The 14951-nt window shown below is 69.8% G+C and carries 14 protein-coding genes; 9 read left to right on the top strand and 5 right to left on the bottom strand.

Going from position 1 to position 14951, the window contains the following annotated elements; genetic code table 11:
- The first annotated feature begins 93 nt into the window (after positions 1-93).
- The gene (locus ABZ833_RS00420; RefSeq protein WP_361039000.1) at positions 94-1668 is read left to right on the top strand and encodes an MDR family MFS transporter; all 1575 of its coding nucleotides are present in this window, start codon (positions 94-96) and stop codon (positions 1666-1668) included.
- A gap of 199 nt (positions 1669-1867) precedes the next feature.
- On the opposite strand, the gene ABZ833_RS00415 is transcribed toward ABZ833_RS00420, so the two are convergent.
- Both ABZ833_RS00415 and ABZ833_RS00410 read right to left on the bottom strand, forming a co-directional pair.
- On the bottom strand, positions 1868-3883 hold the full coding sequence (locus ABZ833_RS00415) for an NB-ARC domain-containing protein (protein ID WP_361038997.1): 2016 nt from the start codon (positions 3881-3883) through the stop codon (positions 1868-1870).
- Between the two features lie 174 nt (positions 3884-4057).
- Positions 4058-4960 carry a helix-turn-helix domain-containing protein gene (locus ABZ833_RS00410; RefSeq protein WP_361038994.1) on the bottom strand — a complete coding sequence of 301 codons (903 nt, stop codon included), beginning with the start codon at positions 4958-4960 and terminating at the stop codon, positions 4058-4060.
- Positions 4961-5066: 106 nt separating this feature from the next.
- On the opposite strand from ABZ833_RS00410, the gene ABZ833_RS00405 reads away from it, so the two are divergent.
- The 4 genes from ABZ833_RS00405 (at position 5067) to ABZ833_RS00390 (ending at position 8479) form a co-directional block, all read left to right on the top strand.
- Positions 5067-5663 (top strand): non-oxidative hydroxyarylic acid decarboxylases subunit B, encoded by a 597-nt coding sequence (locus tag ABZ833_RS00405; protein WP_361038992.1) that lies wholly within the window; start codon positions 5067-5069, stop codon positions 5661-5663.
- 47 nt (positions 5664-5710) lie between these two features.
- A complete protein-coding gene (locus ABZ833_RS00400) occupies positions 5711-7138 on the top strand; it encodes a non-oxidative hydroxyarylic acid decarboxylases subunit C (protein WP_361038989.1) in 1428 nt (475 codons plus the stop codon).
- A 54-nt stretch (positions 7139-7192) separates the two neighbouring features.
- Entirely contained in the window at positions 7193-7444 is a 252-nt protein-coding gene (locus ABZ833_RS00395) for a non-oxidative hydroxyarylic acid decarboxylases subunit D (protein ID WP_361038986.1), read from the top strand.
- Positions 7445-7606: 162 nt separating this feature from the next.
- On the top strand, positions 7607-8479 hold the full coding sequence (locus ABZ833_RS00390; RefSeq protein ID WP_361038984.1) for an LLM class flavin-dependent oxidoreductase: 873 nt from the start codon (positions 7607-7609) through the stop codon (positions 8477-8479).
- A 29-nt stretch (positions 8480-8508) separates the two neighbouring features.
- On the opposite strand, the gene ABZ833_RS00385 is transcribed toward ABZ833_RS00390, so the two are convergent.
- Entirely contained in the window at positions 8509-9141 is a 633-nt protein-coding gene (locus ABZ833_RS00385; RefSeq protein WP_361038981.1) for a maleylpyruvate isomerase family mycothiol-dependent enzyme, read from the bottom strand.
- Complete coding sequence (locus ABZ833_RS00380) at positions 9125-10138, bottom strand: LysR family transcriptional regulator (RefSeq protein WP_361038979.1); 1014 nt, start codon at positions 10136-10138, stop codon at positions 9125-9127. Before ABZ833_RS00380 ends, ABZ833_RS00385 begins: the two co-directional genes overlap by 17 nt.
- 219 nt (positions 10139-10357) lie before the next feature.
- On the opposite strand from ABZ833_RS00380, the gene ABZ833_RS00375 reads away from it, so the two are divergent.
- From ABZ833_RS00375 to ABZ833_RS00360, 4 genes are all read left to right on the top strand, one after another.
- Positions 10358-11197, top strand: a complete 840-nt coding sequence (locus ABZ833_RS00375; protein ID WP_361038977.1) for an inositol monophosphatase family protein — start codon at positions 10358-10360, stop codon at positions 11195-11197.
- 111 nt (positions 11198-11308) lie between these two features.
- The gene (locus ABZ833_RS00370; RefSeq protein WP_361038974.1) at positions 11309-11977 is read left to right on the top strand and encodes an NAD(P)-binding domain-containing protein; all 669 of its coding nucleotides are present in this window, start codon (positions 11309-11311) and stop codon (positions 11975-11977) included.
- A gap of 59 nt (positions 11978-12036) precedes the next feature.
- Positions 12037-12510 (top strand): NUDIX domain-containing protein, encoded by a 474-nt coding sequence (locus ABZ833_RS00365; protein WP_361041250.1) that lies wholly within the window; start codon positions 12037-12039, stop codon positions 12508-12510.
- An 82-nt stretch (positions 12511-12592) separates the two neighbouring features.
- Entirely contained in the window at positions 12593-13537 is a 945-nt protein-coding gene (locus ABZ833_RS00360) for a TIGR01777 family oxidoreductase (RefSeq protein ID WP_361038972.1), read from the top strand.
- 92 nt (positions 13538-13629) lie between these two features.
- Here the strand turns inward: ABZ833_RS00360 and ABZ833_RS00355 are convergent, their stop codons facing one another.
- Entirely contained in the window at positions 13630-14862 is a 1233-nt protein-coding gene (locus tag ABZ833_RS00355; protein ID WP_361038969.1) for a MalY/PatB family protein, read from the bottom strand.
- Positions 14863-14951: the final 89 nt, after the last annotated feature.

Genomic DNA, 14951 nt, shown 5'->3' with positions numbered 1-14951 from the left:
CCCCTTGAATCCCGTTCCTGCCCGATCCACGGGTCGACTTCCGAGAAGGACACCTTGACCACAGTAGAGGCGCCCGATCAGGCGCCCACTTCCATGAGCAACAAGCAGATACTCCAGGCCATGTCCGGGCTGATGGCGGGCATGTTCGTCGCCATCCTGGCCGGTACGGTCGTGGCCAACGCCCTGCCGCGCATCATCGCCGACCTCGGCGCCAGCCAGTCGTCCTACACCTGGGTCGTGACCTCCGAGCTGCTCGCCATGACGGCGACCGTCCCTCTGTGGGGCAAGCTCTCGGACCTCTACAACAAGAAGCTGCTCCTGCAGCTGTCCCTCGCCATGTTCATCGTCGGCTCCCTGCTCGCCGGGTTCTCGCAGGGCGTGGGGCTGCTCATCTTCAGCCGCGTCGTGCAGGGCATCGGTGCCGGTGGCCTCACCGCGCTCGCGCAGGTCGTCATGGCGGCCGTCATCCCGCCGCGCAGGCTCGGCAAGTACGCGGGCATCTTCGGCGCCGTGTTCGCCGTGGGCACGGTGGCGGGGCCGCTGGTCGGAGGTGTCCTGGTGGACACGTCCTGGCTGGGCTGGCGCTGGTGCTTCTTCATCGGTGTGCCGTTCGCGCTCCTGGCCATCCTGATCCTGCAGCGCACGCTCCGACTGCCGACCGTGCGCCGTGACGTGAAGATCGACTTCCTGGGCGCCTTCCTGATCGTGGCCGGCGTCTGCGCGCTGCTGATCTGGACCTCGCTGGCGGGCCAGCAGTTCGACTGGGCGTCCTGGCAGACCGCGGCGCTCACCTCGACTGGTGTGATCCTTTTGGTGGCGGCGGTGTTCGTGGAGTCCCGGGTGCCGGAGCCGATCATTCCGCTCGCCATCTTCCGCAACAGGACCGTCACGCTGACGACCGTCGCGAGCCTGCTGGTGGGTGTGGCCATGTTCGGCGGCACCGTATTCCTCTCGCAGTACTTCCAGATCGCGCTCGGCAAGTCGCCCACGGTGGCGGGCATGATGAGTCTGCCGATGATCCTGGGACTGCTGGTCTCCTCCACCATCGCCGGCCAGTTCATCAGCAGGACCGGCAAGTGGAAGGCCTACCTGGTCTGGGGCGCCGTCATCATGACCGCAGGTCTGGGGCTGCTCGCCACCATCGACGCGGACACCGGCTTCGGGCTGCTCAGCCTGTACATGGCCGTGCTCGGCATCGGCGTCGGCATGCTGATGCAGAACCTGGTCCTTGCCGCGCAGAACGACGTACCGGCAACCGAGTTGGGCGCGGCGACGTCCGTCCTGTCGTTCTTCCGCAGCATGGGCGGCACGATCGGCACCAGCGTCCTTGGCGCCGTCCTGGCCAACCGCGTGGCTTCGGAGATCTCCAAGAGCGTGGGCGCGGCGGGCGGTGCGGCCACCGAAGATGCCGGCGGCGGCGAGGGAGCCGTACCCGACATGACGAAGCTCCCCGCGCCGATGCGGGAGATCGTGGAGAACGCCTATGGCGTGGCGACCGCCGACCTCTTCCTGCTGGCGGCTCCGTTCGCGGCGCTGGCACTGGTCGCGGTGATCTTCATCAAGGAGAAGCCGCTGAAGACGACGAGCGGCATGGAACGGCTCGCGCAGGAGAACGGCGCGCAGTCGGACGGCGACGGCAAGAACACCGAGCCGATGCCGGCCAGTTGAGCCGACGCCCCAGCGAGGCCGCCTTTCGAGGAACGGCCCCGGTCACCCCGCAAGGGTGGACCGGGGCCGTTCCTTTTGGCGAGGAATCAGCGCACGGCCGATCTGTCCCAGAAGTGGACACGGTAAGCAGGTAGCGGCGTCGGCGTATGGGCACGCCGGAGGGAAGCGCCGGGCGGGGTGAGCTTCGGGGAACAGCCGGTCAGGAGGTCGGCGGTACCTGTAACGCGAGGGCGAGGCCCTGTTCGGCGTCGTCGTTGACCGCGTTGCGGAAGGCCTTGTCGTAGGCGTTGGCGCCGGCCGCTTCGCGTGCTTGCTGCTCCCATTGCTCGCGGATCTCGGAGAGTTCGGGCGTGCCGCGATTCGGGTGGCCGAGCATGCGCCAGTACGTCAGTCCGGTGCCGGAGGTGCAGGCGGCTCGGATGCCGTTGCCCTGAGCGGCGTTCGCGCCGGTGAGCAGGTCGAGGGCCAGCGCGATTCCCAGGTTGTCGTTGAGGTGGTGCTTGCTGGTGAGCATGGCTCGCGCATGGCGCTCCGCGGCCTGCGGGCGGCCGCGGCGCAGGTCGATGAAGGCGAGCTGGTGGAATGCGTACGACCGTGCCCAGTGCTCGCCGTACTGGTGGCTGAGACTGCGCAGGGCGGTGGCCCCTTCGTAGGCCTCGTCCAGCCGGCCAAGCGCCGATTGGGCGAAGACCCTGATCACCATGCAGCAGAGCTGTGGCGCGCCTGCCGGGGGAGAGCTTGCGCAGGTGACCAGGGCGTGGTCACTCACCTCGTAGGCGGCCTGAGGGCGGCCGGCCATGAGGTGGGTGAGGCCCAGGGTGTGCGCGGCGAAGAGCGCGGACTGGGGTGTGCGGTCCTGGTCCTGTTGTGCGGCGGCGGCGCACTCCTCCCCGACGCGCAGGGCGCTTTGATGGTCGCCCTGGAGGGTGAGCGTGATGCCAAGGGCCCATAGAGCGCGCGTGCGGGGCGGACCGTCGGGGGTGTCGAGCGCGAGGGCGCGTTCGAGGTAGTCGCGTGATTCGTGCAGGTGTCCGCAACAGGGCCAGAACAGGCCCGTTCGCCCGGCCATCTCGATGGCGGCGTCCGGGTCCTCGACGATGAGGTGGTCGAGTGCGGCGCGTACGTCTGCGTGGCTTTCGGAGATTCTGGCGTACCAGGCGACCTGCCGGTCGCTGAGCCAGCCCGCCTCGGCGCTCGCGATCACGGTGGCGAAGTGCGCGGCATGGAGCTGGGTGAGGGCGTGCGTCTCACCGAGTTCGTCGAGCCACATCGCGCCGTACTCGCGCAGGGTGTCGAGCATGCGGTAGCGGGTGCCGTCCCGTTGGAGGACGGACTGGTCGGCGAGCCGCTCCAGGATGCGAGGGATCTCGTGCGTGCCGAGAGGGCCGCCGGCGCAGACGGACTGGGCGTCCGCCTGTTCCACGGGTCCGTGGAAGACGGAGAGCCTGGCCCACACCAGGCGTTCGAGCGGGGCGCACAGTTCGTGGCTCCAGCCGATCGCGGTGCGCAGGGCTCGGTGGCGCATGGGCCATACGGTCTCGTCGATCAGCGTGTCGAGCCGCGAGCTCAGACGCTCGGCGATCTCGACGAGGCTGTTCTGACCCAGACGTGCGCAGGCGAGCTCGACGGCGAGGGGGATTCCCTCCAAGCGGTTGCAGATGCCGGAGATGACCTCGGCGTCGGCGGGGGAGTCGACTGACACCCCGGGGGCGGCCGTGGCGCACCGCTCACGGAAGAGGCGCATCGCCTCTCCGCCGTCCTCCGTGGAGAGCGGGGAGACCTCGATGCAGTGCTCGCCGTGGGTGGCAAGGGGTTCCCTGCTGGTGGCGAGGACGGTCAGCTGAGGGGCGGCGGCGAGGAGTTCACTGACGAGGTGCAGACAGGAGGAAAGGACCCGCTCGCAGCAGTCGAGGACGAGCAGGACCTGCCGTCCGGTCAGCCACTCGCACAGCCCTTCTATGGGCGCGCGCGGGTTGTGGTCCAGGAGACCGACGGCGTCGCAGACCGTGGCGGTGAACAACCGGTCGTCGTTGAGGGTGGACAGGTCAGCCCACCAGACCCCGTCGGCGTACGCGCCGCGTACCTGCTCGGCGACGCGCAGCGCCAAGCGGCTCTTGCCGACACCGCCGCCACCGGTGAGGGTGACCAGGCGGTTTTCGGTCAACGCCGTAGCGATGACGTCCAGTTCGCTGCTGCGGCCGACGAAAGTGGTCATCACAGCTGGGAGGTTGCCTACCACGGTCCTATCTTGCAGTGCCGCGGCGCGTGGCTACATCCCCTTGCGAGAATCGGTCACAAAGGATGACGTTTTCCGTACAGGGCCCGCGCGTTGTACTACGTCGTTGACGCGGAGCACGAGGCGGCCCTGGCCGAGGAGCGCGCCTCTCGTTCATGCGGAGCCGAACACGGCCTGCCCCAGAGCCTGTGCGCGGAACGCGGCCGGAGTCGTGCCCGTCCGCAGCCGGAAGAACTTCGTGAAGTCGCTCGCGTCCGCGAACCCCAGCTTCCCCGCGATCTCCTTCGCCGGGAGGCTGCTGTGCTGCAGGAGGCGTTTGGCCTCCAGAAGCACCCGCTCGTCGACGAACTTCTTCGCACTCGCGCCGGTGACGGCCGACGTCGCCCGCGACAGGGTGCGCGGGCTGTAGCCGAGCGCCGCCGCGTAGTCCTCGACCCGCCGTGTCACCGCGTGGTCGCGCTCCACCGCGTCGTGAAAACGCCGGAACACCTCGCTCACCGGGCCCGGCAGGGGCTCCGTCCCCCGCACTGCCGCCAGGCGCAGCACCAGGACGGACACCAGGTGCCTCACCACCTCGACGTGCGCCTCCAGGGGGAGAGAGGCCAGCGCGTCGTACTCGTACGCGAGATGGTCGAGCGCCCGCCGCAACGCCCGCGCCTGCTCGCCCTCGGGCACCAGCGGCCGCTGCTCGTAGGGCGGATCCATGTGCGCGGCCGCCACCGTCGCGGGCGGCAGGAAACCGGGCTGGAACAGGACGATCACCCCGTCCGCCGCGACGAGATCCCGGCTGAACCGCTGCACCTGCCCCGCCCGGATCCACAGCCAGGATCCGGGCGGCAGATCGTGCTCGACGAAATCCACCGCGATGCGCAGCGGGCGCGCGCGGACCGCGATCAGCTGGTGGAAGGCGGGGCGCAAGGGCGCGTACGGGTCGTTGCCGTGCCGCCGCGAGCGCGCGTAGAGGCCGCCGAGCTCCACCACCTCGACGCCTGTGGGAGCGCCGACCGCCGCGGTGTAGTCGAGGTCCCTGACATCAGGGTGTCCGTTTTTCCCCATCGTGAGTCCCGAGCGTACCGCTGCCGCGCACCAGCGGCCTCCTAGCGTGGAAACAACGGCGCGCAGGAGTAAAAGCGCAGGTCATCTTGGTGCAAGGAGCGGGCGAGTGCGGCTGATCGTGGGAATGACCGGGGCGACGGGGGCAGCCATCGGCGTGCGGCTCCTGGAGAATTTGGCCCAGCTGCCGGACGTGGAGACCCATCTCGTCCTGTCCCGCTGGGCACGCACCACCATCGAACTGGAGACCGGTCTCCCGGTCTCCGCGGTGAGCGAGCTCGCCGATGTCACGCACCATCCCGACGACCAGGGCGCCACCCTCTCCTCCGGCTCGTTCCGCACCGACGGCATGGTGATCGTGCCCTGCTCGATGAAAACGCTGGCCGGGATCCGCGCCGGCTATGCGGAGGGGCTCGTGGCCCGCGCCGCCGATGTCGTCCTCAAGGAGCGGCGCAGGCTCGTCCTCGTACCGCGCGAGACACCGCTGAGTGAGATCCACCTGGAGAACATGCTCGCCCTGGCCCGGCAGGGCGTGCGGATGGTGCCGCCGATGCCCGCCTTCTACAACCACCCGGCGACCGTCGACGACATCGTCGACCACATCACCGCCCGCGTGCTCGACCAGTTCGACCTGCCCGCGCCCGCCGCCAAGCGCTGGGAAGGCATGCGCGCCGCCCGCGCGGCAGCCCTGTGGCCCGCTTCCTGAAGCGCACGGCCCCTCAGAAGCCCCCTTCCCCACACAGGAGTTACCCCATGGCCCACGACGACCTGCGCAGTTTCCTCGACACCTTGGAGAAGGAGGGGCAACTGCTGCGGCTCACCGAAGAGGTCCTGCCCGAGCCCGACCTGGCCGCGGCCGCCAACGCGACGGGCCGCATCGGCGAGAACGCACCGGCCCTGTACTTCGACAACGTCAAGGGCTTCACCGACGCCCGCATCGCCATGAACGTGCACGGCTCCTGGGCCAACCACGCCCTCGCTCTCGGTCTGCCCAGGAACACCCCGGTCAAGGAGCAGGTGGAGACCTTCGCCGCCCGCTGGGACGCCTTCCCCGTCGCCCCCGAACGCCGCGAGGACGCCCCCTGGCGTGAGAACACCCAGGAGGGAACGGACGTCGACCTCTTCTCCGTCCTGCCCCTCTTCCGCCTCAACGACGGCGACGGCGGCTTCTACCTCGACAAGGCCGCCGTCGTCTCCCGCGACCCCGAGGACCCGCGGAACTTCGGCAAGCAGAACGTCGGTACGTACCGCATCGAGGTGATCGGCACCAACCGACTCGCCTTCCAGCCCGTCCCCATGCACGACATCGCCCAACACCTGCGCAAGGCCGAGGAGGCGGGCGAGGACCTGCCCGTCGCCATCACCCTCGGCAACGACCCGGTGATCACGATCGTGGCCGGCATGCCGATGGCGTACGACCAGAGCGAGTACGAGATGGCCGGCGCCCTGCGTGGCGCGCCCGCCCCCATCGCGACCGCACCGCTGACCGGCTTCGACGTGCCGTGGGGCAGCGAGGTCGTCATCGAAGGTGTCATCGAGTCCCGGAAGCGCCAGATCGAGGGCCCCTTCGGCGAGTTCACCGGCCACTACTCCGGCGGCCGCCGCATGCCCGTCATCCGCGTCGACCGGGTCTCCCACCGCACGAACCCCGTCTTCGAGTCCCTCTACCTGGGCATGCCGTGGACCGAGGTCGACTACCTCGTCGGCCCCAACACCTGTGTCCCGCTGCTCAAGCAACTGCGCGCCGAATACCCCGAGGTGCAGGCGGTCAACGCCATGTACACGCACGGCCTGATGGTCATCATCTCGACCGCCAAGCGGTACGGCGGCTTCGCCAAGGCCGTCGGCATGCGCGCGATGACGACACCCCACGGCCTCGGCTACGTGGCCCAGGTGATCCTGGTCGACGAGGACGTCGACCCCTTCAACCTGCCGCAGGTCATGTGGGCCATGTCCGCCAAGGTCAACCCCGCCGACGACGTCGTCGTCATCCCCAACCTGTCCGTCCTGGAGCTCGCACCCGCCGCCCAGCCGGCCGGCATCACCAGCAAGATGATCATTGACGCGACGACCCCGGTCGCCCCCGACGTACGCGGCAACTTCTCCACCCCGGCCAAGGACCTGCCCGAGACGAAGGAATGGGCGGCGAAACTCCAGCGGCTCATCGCGGCCCGCTCCTGACCCCTGGCTCCCCTCCAGCTGCCCTCAGCTCCCCCTCCGGAAGGAAACCCGGCCATGACCATGCCCGATGCCCCCGCCATCTGCCCGCGCTGCGCCTTCGAGACGATCGACCGGCTCGCGACCTCACCGGTCCCCGGCGTCTGGGACGTCCTGCAGTGCCGCCAGTGCTTCTACACCTGGCGCACCACCGAACCCGCCCGCCGCACGCGACGCGACGCCTATCCCGACCAGTTCAAGATGACGGTCGCGGACATCGAGAACGCGATCGAGGTCCCGGCCGTCCCGCCGCTGCGCAGCGCGGGCTGACGCCGATCGGCGCCCGGCCGGGATGCCGGGCGCCAGAGGGCAGGCGAGCAGGGAACTTCGTCGACATCCAGCCGATGCAGTTCGCGTACTCGATGTGTGGCCAACGGTCACGCATGCAGCTCATCGGTTGCCGGGCTGAGCGCCGTGCCGCAGGATGCGGGGATGCGCTTCTCGGTCAACATTCCGAACTTCGGCGACTTCGCCGATCCCAAGGCCGTGGCGAAGGTGGCCGTGGCGGCGGAACAGGCAGGGTGGGACGGGCTGTTCGTCTGGGACCACGTGCTGCATCGCAAGCATGGGGGCAGGCCTTTCGGGGACCCTTGGATGCTGCTGACCGCCGCCGCGCTGGCGACCTCCCGGATCAGACTGGGGACACTGGTCACGCCCGTCGCCCGCAGGCGCCCACAGCAACTCGCCCGCCAGGTGGCGACCCTGGATGCTCTCAGCGGCGGCCGGGTCACCTTCGGGGCGGGGCTCGGCGGACCCGTCGAGGACGAGTACGCGAGCTTCGGCGACACCACGGATCCAAAGGTGCTGGCCGAGCGGCTGGACGAGGGACTGGACCTGCTTCAGCGTTACTGGTCGGGCGAGCCGGTGAACCATGACGGACGGCACTACCAGGCACGGGACGTGACGCTGCTGCCCGCCACGGTGCAACGGCCTCGGCCGCCGGTCTGGGTCGCCGGCTTCTGGCCGAACCGTCCTCCCATGCGCCGGGCCGCCCGCTGGGACGGCGCGGTCCCGCTGTTCGCCGATGCCAAACACGGCCATGCGCCGCCGGTCGACCAGGTCCGCGACCTGGTGGCGTACGTGCGACGGCAACGCGAGGACGTGGGCCTGTCCGGTACTCCCTTCGACGTCGTCCTCGGCGGTGCCACGCCGGGCGGCGACGCCGCCAAGTCCCGTGATCTGATCGGCCCGTTGGCCGACGCCGGAGCCACCTGGTGGGACGAACGTCAGATCCAGACCGACGACGGCCTCGACCGGCTCACCCCGGTGCTGCGGCGTGTCGAACAGGGGCCGCCGGTCTTGTGAACCGCGTCGCGTTGTTCCCGGCGTCCTCGTCAGGAAGCCGCCTTCAGCGTGTCGAGTCCCGGGCCGTCGAGCTCGTCCAGTGCTTCTCGCCGTCCGGAGATGGCCAGCAGCAGGGAAAGCGCGGTTCCGCGTACTTGCGGGCCTTCGCCGATCCTCAAGTCGGTGTCGGTCGCGGCCAGTTGGACATCGGACACGCGTTCCTTGGCTCCGCCGAAGGACGCTGACGTACGAGCCTGCAGGCGCAGCGACCTGACGACAGCCTCCGGCAGGTAGGAGTGGGTGAGCCCCAAAGGCCGACGGATGTCCTCACCGTGCACGACTTCCTCGACGAGCCGGGTGTCGAGCGGTGCGGGAGGGCCCGATCTGCGTGAGGCCACCTGACGCAGTCGCTCCAACGTCTCCTGTGGTGAGGCACCGCGCTCGCGCTCCACACCGCGTGCGTTCTGCCGGTCGAAGTCGAAACGTGCCCGGACCATGCCGCTCACGAAACCGAGGCGCGTCGTGCGCGCCGTGTTGACCAGGTGGGCGACCACGTCGTGCACGGTCCACCCGTCACACAAGGACGGGAGATCCCACTGTTTGTCGTCGAGGCCGGTGAGGTCCTCGATCAGCGCCGCACGCTCGGCGTGTACCAGCGACCAGACGTCATCGTTGTCGTTCACGGCTGTTCCTTTGCTCGTCCTCAGTGTCTGTCAGGGGAGACCCGAAGCGCGGGAGGAACTCATCGCCGGGTCGGGGCGGACCCTCGGAACGGCGCCCGCTGTCGAACACGGCCTCCAGCGCCGAGCGGGCCTGGGTGCGCAGCCAGGTGTGGGCTCGGTCGTTGTCGTGGCGTTGGTGCCAGACCAGGTGCAGGGGAACCGGCGGCATCACGAGGGGCAGGGGCAGCGTCCGCAGGCCGAGGCCGCGCAGGGCGGAGTCGGTGACGGCTCGGGGGACGGTGACGACGAGGTCGGTGTCGAGGGCGAGGGTGAGGGCCGTTGCCGTGCTCGGTGCTGCGGCGACGACCTGGCGTTCGAGTCCGAGGTCGGCGAGGGCGTCATCGACGGGGTCGCGCAGGCGTCCGCGCCGGGAGACGGTGATGTGTCCGGCCGCGGCGTAGCGCTCGGGGGTGAGGGGCCCGTCGGTCAGCGGGTGACCGGGGCGGACCGCGACGACGAGGCGGTCTTCGCCGATCAGTTGGTGGCGGACGTCGGGCACCGAGGGCGGGGCGGAACTTGATTCGAGGTCGACCTCGCCGCGCCGCAGTTCCGGGGTGTCGGAGGTCGATTCCGCCACCATGCGCAGCCGTACGCCCGGGGCCTGACGGTGGACTGCGGCGAGCAGGGCGGGGCCGCATGCCGATGCCAGCGCGTCATGCCAGCGGATGGTGAAGGTGCGGTTCAGGGTGGCCAGGTCCAGTTCCCTTTCCTTGCTGAGGAGTTGGTGGGCCTGCTGGACGAGGTCGTGTACCTGCGCACGGATCTCCAGGGCGTGAGGAGTGGGAACCATCGTCCGGCCGGTGCGGACCAGGATCTCGTCGCCGGTGACCTGGCGGATCCGACCCAGGGTCCGGCTCATCGCCGGGGACGTGACGTGCAGACGGGCGGCGGCGCCGGCCACGCTGCCTTCTTCCAGGAGCGCGTCCAGCGCGGTGAGCAGATTCAGATCCAGTTGCATGAGAGTAATGCTAGAGGTTACAAGCATGCACTTGCTGTTAATCCACGGGGTGCCTACCGTCGAGACACAGTCGCTGTCGCTGTCGCAGTCGCAGGCATAGACGCAGACACAGACGGCGGCGTGCATGAACGCCGCCCCCGTACGAGAGGGCGGAGCACGTCACGCCGCCCTCCTTTCGCTCAGACTTCCGTGCCCAACCGAGTCTCTTGGGAGCACCTCATGTCCACTGAAATCAGCCCCGCAAATGCCGCTGCTGGTACGGGTGTTGACCTCGGCGGAGCCTTGCTCGACCAGGTCACCGCCGCCGTCCGTGCGGCCGGTGAGCGGCTGCGCGAGCGATACACCCCGCAGGCCCGCGGTACCAGTGCCGATGAGATCGTCGCGGAGATCCACGCCAACGACGACGCGGTGCTGGACCTCCTGAGGGCGCCGCTACTGGCCGCCCGGCCGGGATCGAACTGGGCCGAGGACGAACTCGCCGGCGGCGCGCTGCCGACGGGGGAGTGGTGGGTCGTGGACCCGGCCGAGGGCAACATCAACCACGTCCACGGCATGCCGGACTGGGCCGTGACCGCCACCCTCGTACGCGACAACGAGCCGGTCCTCACGGTCGTCCACCTTCCGCTGACCGGCGACGACTACACCGCGGTGGCCGGACGCGGCGCCCACCTGAACGGCGCTCCGCTGCGGGTGTCGGCCAAGACCGATCTCGGCGCGGCCCTGACCGGCACGGGCCAGGCACGGCCCGGCGAGGACGAGGACACGTTCCGCCGGATCGGCGCGGCCGTCACGCAGATGCTGATGAACGGCCTCGTCGTCCGCGTCTCCGTGCCGGCCACCCTGCAGCTGATCCACGTCGCCGCCGGCCGAATGGATGCCTTCTGGCAGTTCTCCGACGTGCGCTCGGGGCTGGTGGCAGGCGCCCTGCTGGTCGCCGAGGCCGGAGGCACCGTCACCGACACCGACGGCAACCCGTGGAGTCTGACCAGCCCCGACTTCCTGGCCGCAGCCCCCGGCATTCATGCCGCGGCCGTCACGGTCCTCTCCCCGCTCGCCTGATCAGCCGCCACGCACACAACATCTGGCGGCCCGCCACACCCGCCATACCCGTCCCACCCATCACACCCATCCCACCCATCACATCGGTCACACCACAAGGAGCACATCAGCATGACCAGGATCGGGATTCTCGGCGCCGGACGCGTCGGCAGTAGCCTCGCCCGCGCACTCGCCGCCGCCGGCCACGAAGTCACCCTCGGCCACCGGCAGTCACCCGTACAGACACGGCAGTCACCGGTACAGACAGATGCCCACGAGACCGGAGCCGCCAGGCCGATACGCATCGCCGACCAGCGCGCCACGGCAGCCACCGCCGACCTGGTCATCAACGCCACCCCGGGCGACAGCGCCCTGGCACGGCTGTCCGCCCTGGACACCGAACTGACCGGCAAGATCCTCATCGACGTCTCCAACGCCACGCGCCACAGCCCCGACGGAATCCCGGCGGAGCTCTGCTACCCGGGCAGCAGCCTCGCCGAGCAGCTCCAGGAGGCCTTGCCCGCCACGCAGGTCGTCAAGACGCTCAACACCATGCTCTTCCCGGTCATGACCGCCCCCGCCTCCCTGTCCACTCCGCCCACCGCGTACCTGTCCGGCAACGACACACAGGCCAAGGCCGTCGCCGCAGGCCTTCTCTCCGACCTGGGCTGGCAACCCGGATGGATCGAAGATCTCGGCGACATCACCACCGCCCGCGCCACCGAAGCACTCGTCCTGCTCGTCCCTCACGTGCTGCGCCGCAGCGGATTCCAGCCGTTCGCCGTCTCCCTCGCACGCTGATTCCCGCCATTCGCTCACGCAGTTCGATGCCAAGATGGGTCCGGCGGGAGGGGCGGATGATGAGTTTCAGGCTGGCGGCATACGCCGTGTGCGTAGAGGAAGGGCGGGTCCTCCTGGCCCGACACGTTTCACCCCACGGCGAGTCCAACTGGACGCTTCCGGGTGGCCGAGTCGAGCACGGGGAAGATCCGTACGAGACGGTGATCCGGGAGGTCGCCGAGGAGACCGGCTGCTCGGCGCTGGTGGAACGTCTCCTGGGCGTGGACTCAAGGGTCATCCCCGCGGCCGAACGCGCCGTCCCCGGGGGGCCGGAGCACCAGAACGTCGGCATCTTCTATCAGGTGCGCATCACCGGTGGCCAACTCCGGCCTGAGCCGAGCGGCGAGATCGCCGAGTCGGTCTGGACCCCGATCCCCGACGTCAACGGCCTGCGCCGGTCATCGCTGGTCGACATCGGCCTCGACCTGGCGCGAACCCGTCCGGCCACCGGCCACGTCGCTCCTGTCCCGGTCGGCGGCCTGATCCAGCACTGATGCACGGTCCCGGACAAACCCGCTGGTGGGGCAGGTCTAGGCTCGTGCCGACAGAGTGCTCACCGAGCCAGGGGGAAGCGCGATGAAGGTAGTGCTTGCAGGAGGAACCGGGCAGGTCGGAGCCGTCCTGGAGCGTGCGTTGACCGCCGCCGGACACGATGTCGTCGTCCTGACCAGGAACCCAGTGCGTGCGCGCCAAGTCGCCTGGGACGGACGGACATCGGGCCCCTGGGCGGCGGAGATCGACGGCAGTGATGTCGTGGTCAACCTCGCGGGGCGCAGCGTGAGTTGCCGCTACACCGAGGCCAATCTGCGGGACATGATGGACTCCCGGGTGCGGTCCGCCGAGGCCGTCGGCGCGGCGATCGCCTCCGCGGCGAAACCGCCGGCGCTCTGGCTCCAGATGAGCACCGCCACGATCTACGCGCACCGGTTCGACGCACCTCACGACGAGGCGACGGGTGTCATCGGCGGTACGGAAGCCGGGGTCCCGGAGTACTGGGAGTACAGCGTACGAATCGCGAAGAACTGGGAGCGCGCCCAGCAGGAGGCCGCCACCCCGCACACCCGCAGAGTCGCGCTGCGCGCCGCCATGGTGATGAGCCCCGACCCGGGCGGTGTCTTCGACGTCCTGCTGCGGATGGCCCGGCTGGGCCTGGGCGGGCCGGTCGCGGGCGGAGCCCAGTACCTGTCCTGGATCCATGACCGGGACTTCGTGCGCGCGGTGGAGTTCCTGATCACCCGCGACGACATCGAGGGCCCGGTGAACCTGGCCGCCCCCGGCCCCCTCCCGCACCGGGCGTTCATGAGGGACCTGCGGGCTGCGGCAGGTGCCCGTGTGGGACTCCCGGCGACCAAGTGGATGGCGGAGATCGGTGCCTTTGTCCTGCGCACGGACACCGAACTGCTCCTCAAGAGCCGCCGCGTGGTCCCGGGCCGACTGCTCGGCGAGGGCTTCGCCTTCGAGTACGCCGCATGGCCGGACGCGGCGGCCGATCTCGTACGGCGCGCACGGGACCGCCGCTGAGTGGGTGCGGCAGGGCGGCGCGCGGAGCCAGCCCCATTGGCCGTCTGCCTGTGCTTCGTCCGCCCACGGCCGGTCCTTGGCCTTCCGGCGAGTCAGACGGCTGCCGAGGCCATCCGCCGGACCGCCTCGGTGATCACTTCCGGTGAGGCGGCCAAGTTGAGACGTACGAAGCCTTCGCCACCGGTGCCAAAGGCTCTCCCCGAGCTCAGAGCGACGCGGCCGCGCTGCAGGAAGGCCTCGGCCGGGTCGCCGCCCAGGCCCAGTTCCCGGCAGTCCAGCCAGGCCAGGAAGGTGCCCTGCGCGGGCGCATAGCCGATGGAGGGCAGGTGCTCGGCCAGCAGGGAGGCCAGCAGCCGCCGGTTGTCGTCGAGGCCACGGAGCAGCGCGTCGAGCCAGTCGCCTCCGTCCCGCAGAGCCGCCGTGTGGGCGATGACGCCGACATGACTGGGGCCGTGGCTGACCTCTTCCGGGATGCGGGCGAGGTCGTCGGCGGCTTCGGGTCCCGCGATGGCGAGGGCGGCCTTGAGCCCGGCCAGGTTCCAGGCCTTCGACGCCGACATCAGCGACAGCCCGTTCTCCGCTCCGGGCACGCTCAGGAAGGGGACGAAGGAGGCGCCCGCCGCCACGATGGGGGCGTGGATCTCGTCCACCACCACGCGTACGCCGTGCTCCCGCGCCAGGTGCGCGATCCGCGTCAACTCGGCTGCGGTGTGCACGGTCCCGGTCGGATTGTGCGGGCTGCACAGCAGATAGACCGGACGGTTCGACCCCCGTGCCACACCCCGTGCCGCACTCTGCGTCGTACCCCGTGCCGAACCCCGCCCCGCACTCCGGAACGCGTCCTCCAGCGCGGCGAAGTCGATCCGCAGGTCCGGACCCAGGGGTGCCTCGACGACGGGTCGGTCAAGGTTCCCGACGAACTGGTAGAAGGGCGGGTACACCGGACAGTTGACGATGACGGGGTCGCCCGGCGAGGAGATCAGCTTGAGCATCTCCACGATGCCGAGCATCACGTCGGGCACGATCGCCGTGCGCTCGACGGCGAGGCCGTCCCAGCCCCACCACTTGTGAGCGAACTCGGCCAGCGCCTCCGCGTAGGCCGTCCCGGCGGGATAGCCGGTGTCACCGAGCGCCACGGCAGCGGTGATCGCCTCGGCCACGGGCTCGGCCAGTGGGACATCCATCTCGGCCACCCACAGCGGCAGCACGTCGTGCGGGTAGGTCCGCCACTTCATGCTCGTACGCCGCCGCAGTTGCTCCAGGGAGAGGCGGCGCAGCGGATTCGAGTCGTCCGGCATGACGAGATCTCGCGACACAGATTCCATACGTCAAAAGTAGGCAGGCCCACGCGGATTCCTACCCCCTTTGACGCGATCAGGGCCCACATTCATCAGCCGTTTCACGCTCCAGTAAG

Origin of the sequence: Streptomyces sp. NPDC047525 (assembly GCF_040643025.1) — a bacterium.
GTDB lineage: Bacteria > Actinomycetota > Actinomycetes > Streptomycetales > Streptomycetaceae > Streptomyces > Streptomyces durmitorensis.
Note: the sequence above shows the minus strand (reverse complement) of the source record. Positions and strands in the feature narration are given on the sequence as shown.

Bases quoted from the DNA above. Each gene is read 5' to 3' on its own strand.
- ABZ833_RS00420 (WP_361039000.1), top strand. From the start codon at position 94: ATGAGCAACAAGCAGATACTCCAGGCCATGTCCGGGCTGATGGCGGGC.
- ABZ833_RS00415 (WP_361038997.1), bottom strand. From the start codon at position 3,883: ATGACCACTTTCGTCGGCCGCAGCAGCGAACTGGACGTCATCGCTACG.
- ABZ833_RS00410 (WP_361038994.1), bottom strand. From the start codon at position 4,960: ATGGGGAAAAACGGACACCCTGATGTCAGGGACCTCGACTACACCGCG.
- ABZ833_RS00400 (WP_361038989.1), top strand. From the start codon at position 5,711: ATGGCCCACGACGACCTGCGCAGTTTCCTCGACACCTTGGAGAAGGAG.
- ABZ833_RS00395 (WP_361038986.1), top strand. From the start codon at position 7,193: ATGACCATGCCCGATGCCCCCGCCATCTGCCCGCGCTGCGCCTTCGAG.
- ABZ833_RS00390 (WP_361038984.1), top strand. From the start codon at position 7,607: ATGCGCTTCTCGGTCAACATTCCGAACTTCGGCGACTTCGCCGATCCC.
- ABZ833_RS00380 (WP_361038979.1), bottom strand. From the start codon at position 10,138: ATGCAACTGGATCTGAATCTGCTCACCGCGCTGGACGCGCTCCTGGAA.
- ABZ833_RS00375 (WP_361038977.1), top strand. From the start codon at position 10,358: ATGTCCACTGAAATCAGCCCCGCAAATGCCGCTGCTGGTACGGGTGTT.
- ABZ833_RS00370 (WP_361038974.1), top strand. From the start codon at position 11,309: ATGACCAGGATCGGGATTCTCGGCGCCGGACGCGTCGGCAGTAGCCTC.
- ABZ833_RS00365 (WP_361041250.1), top strand. From the start codon at position 12,037: ATGAGTTTCAGGCTGGCGGCATACGCCGTGTGCGTAGAGGAAGGGCGG.
- ABZ833_RS00360 (WP_361038972.1), top strand. From the start codon at position 12,593: ATGAAGGTAGTGCTTGCAGGAGGAACCGGGCAGGTCGGAGCCGTCCTG.
- ABZ833_RS00355 (WP_361038969.1), bottom strand. From the start codon at position 14,862: ATGGAATCTGTGTCGCGAGATCTCGTCATGCCGGACGACTCGAATCCG.